Annotated in this window: 3 protein-coding genes; 1 reads left to right on the top strand and 2 read right to left on the bottom strand. The window is 67.8% G+C overall.

Translation table 11 applies throughout. The features are described from left to right. Nucleotides 1–353: 353 nt before the first annotated feature. Nucleotides 354–938 carry a TetR/AcrR family transcriptional regulator gene (locus PUT80_RS46150; protein WP_275295911.1) on the bottom strand — a complete coding sequence of 195 codons (585 nt, stop codon included), beginning with the start codon at nt 936–938 and terminating at the stop codon, nt 354–356. 87 nt (nt 939–1,025) lie between these two features. On the opposite strand from PUT80_RS46150, the gene PUT80_RS46145 reads away from it, so the two are divergent. Next, nucleotides 1,026–2,069, top strand: coding sequence for a ferrochelatase (locus tag PUT80_RS46145; protein ID WP_275295912.1), 1,044 nt, complete (start codon nt 1,026–1,028; stop codon nt 2,067–2,069). 111 nt (nt 2,070–2,180) lie between these two features. Here PUT80_RS46145 and PUT80_RS46140 read toward each other — a convergent pair. Continuing rightward, nucleotides 2,181–2,404: hypothetical protein (locus PUT80_RS46140; RefSeq protein ID WP_275295910.1), on the bottom strand; the 224-nt coding region annotated here is incomplete at its 5' end.

Below are 2,404 nucleotides of genomic sequence, written 5' to 3'. Positions count from 1 at the left end.
GACGGTTCGGGGGTGCTTGTCAAGGCGGGAAAGATGCCTTGACAAGCACCCCCGAACCGCAGGGGAGCTTCGTATCGGGGTGCGGGGGAGGGCTGGGTGCCTCGCTCGTTGGGTGCATCGGCTGCGGGTGGGGCTGGGTGCCTCGCTCGTTGGGTGCACCGGCTGCGGGGGCGGTGTGGGTGCCTCGATTGTTGGGTGTTTCGGCTGCGGTTTGGGTGGGGGTTAGCGCCCCAATGTGGCATTGGGTGCGTCGGATGCACCCAATGTGGCGTTCGGTGCGTGGGATGCACCCAATGCCGCATTGGGGTGCATCGCGGCGGCTGCGGGTGGGGCGGCGGTGGCGGGTTAGCGGGTTAGCGGCGGGCGATTGCGCTTGCCGCTAGTTCTGCTACTGAGGTCAATGCTTTTCGTTCTGCTCCGCGGCGGGACATGGTGCGGATTCCCGAGATGGTGGCGTGGATGAAGTTGGCTATGTCGGTTGCGTCTCTGTCGCGGGTGACGCTGCCGTCTGCTTGGCCGGTGCGGGCGAAGTGGATCAGTGCGGAGAGGTGCGCTTCGGTGTCCGCGTTCACTTGTGCGGCTACCTCTGGATCGGTGGTTCCGAATTCGGAGATGGTGTTCACCATCAGGCAGCCGCGTCTGCCGTTTTCCAGTTCGTCGTCGATGGTCGAGGCGAGCAGCAGGCGGATGGCGCCTAGTCCGTCCGGGGCGTTGTCCAGCAGGGTTTCCCGGAGGCGGATGCCGCGGTGCGAGTAGTGGTTCAGCACGCGGCGGAACAGTTCGTGCTTGCTGGAGAACGTGTTGTAGATGCTGCTGCGGCCTAGTCCGGTCGCGGCGCACAGTTCCTCGGTCGAGGTCGCTTCGTATCCTCGCGCCCAGAAGGCGTTCATTGCGCCTTCGAGTGCTTCGGTTTCGTCGAACTCTCGTGGCCTCGGCATGCCGACCACGCTAACACATTTTGGATAGGCCAGTACATAACCGGGCCGCCGAGGCGTGCGGAGCGCCACAGGGGCAGGATGAGCACCGTGGGTTACGACGCGTTGCTATGGCTTTCGTTCGGGGGTCCGGAGGGGCCCGACGAGGTGATGCCGTTCCTGGAGAACGTCACCCGGGGGCGGGGCGTGCCGCGGGAGCGGCTGCTCGAGGTTGCTGAGCACTACCAGCACTTCGGCGGGGTCTCGCCGATCAACCGGCTCAACCGGGCCGCGATCGCGGCGGTTGAGAAGCAGCTCGCGGCGGAGAACATCGAGCTTCCGGTGCATTTCGGCAACCGCAACTGGGCACCGATGGTCGAGGACACCCTGGCCGGGATGAAGGACGCGGGCGTGCGCCGCGCGCTGGTGTTCCCGACGAGCGCGTACGGCGGCTACTCCGCGTGCCGTCAGTACGACGAGGACATCGAACGAGCCCGCGCCTCCGTCGGCGACGGCGCGCCGGAATTGGTGAAACTGCGCCAGTTCTTCGACCACCCGCTGTTCGTCTCCGCAGTCGCCGACGCGGTCCGCGCCGCCCACGCGAAACTCGGCGACCGCCCCGGCACCCGCACGGTTTTCACCGCCCACTCGATCCCGGAAAGCGCCGACCTTGCCTCCGGCCCGCCCTCCGAAGGCGGCCGCCGCTACTCGAGCCAGATCGCCGAAGCCGCACGCCTCGTGGCCGCCGAAGCCGGAATCGCCGAGTACGACGTCGTCTGGCAGTCGCGCTCCGGCCCGCCCCAGATCCCGTGGCTGGAACCGGACATCGTCGACCACATCGATGCCCTGCACGCTCAAGGTGTGGAATCCGTAGTGGTCAGCCCGATCGGCTTCGTCGCGGACCACCTGGAAGTAATCTGGGACCTGGACAACGAAGCCGCCGACCGGGCCGCGGAACACGGCATGGCCTTCGCCCGCGCGGCCACCCCCGACGCCGACCCGAGGTTCGCCGAAATGGTGGTCGAGCTGGTCCGCGAACACCTCTCCGACGCTCCCGCCCGGAAGCTTTCGCCCTTTCCCGCTGCAGGCTGCACCGTCAACGGTGCCCCCTGCGCAGTCGCCTGCTGCGAACCCCCGCAGCGCCCCACCCGCTGACCGTACGTGAGGGGAACCCTCACGAAACCAGATTCCCCCAGGGTGGCCCTCACGACCCACCGCCGGCCGTGAGGGCCACCTTCACGTACCTGGGTTCCCTCAAGGACCCCTTCACGGCTCGCTCGGCGCCCCGCGCCCGCTCGGGATGCCGCCCCAATGCGGCATTGGGTGCATCAGACGCACCGAACGCCACATCGGGTGCACCCCACGCACCGAACGCCACATCGGGTGCACCCCACGCACCGAACGCCACATCGGGTGCACCCCACGCACCGAACGCCACATCGGGTGCACCCCACGCACCGAACGCCACATCGGGTGCACCCCACGCACCG

The sequence above is a fragment of the Amycolatopsis sp. La24 genome, assembly GCF_029087445.1.
GTDB classification, from domain to species: Bacteria; Actinomycetota; Actinomycetes; order Mycobacteriales; family Pseudonocardiaceae; genus Amycolatopsis; species Amycolatopsis nivea.
Note: the sequence above shows the minus strand (reverse complement) of the source record. Positions and strands in the feature narration are given on the sequence as shown.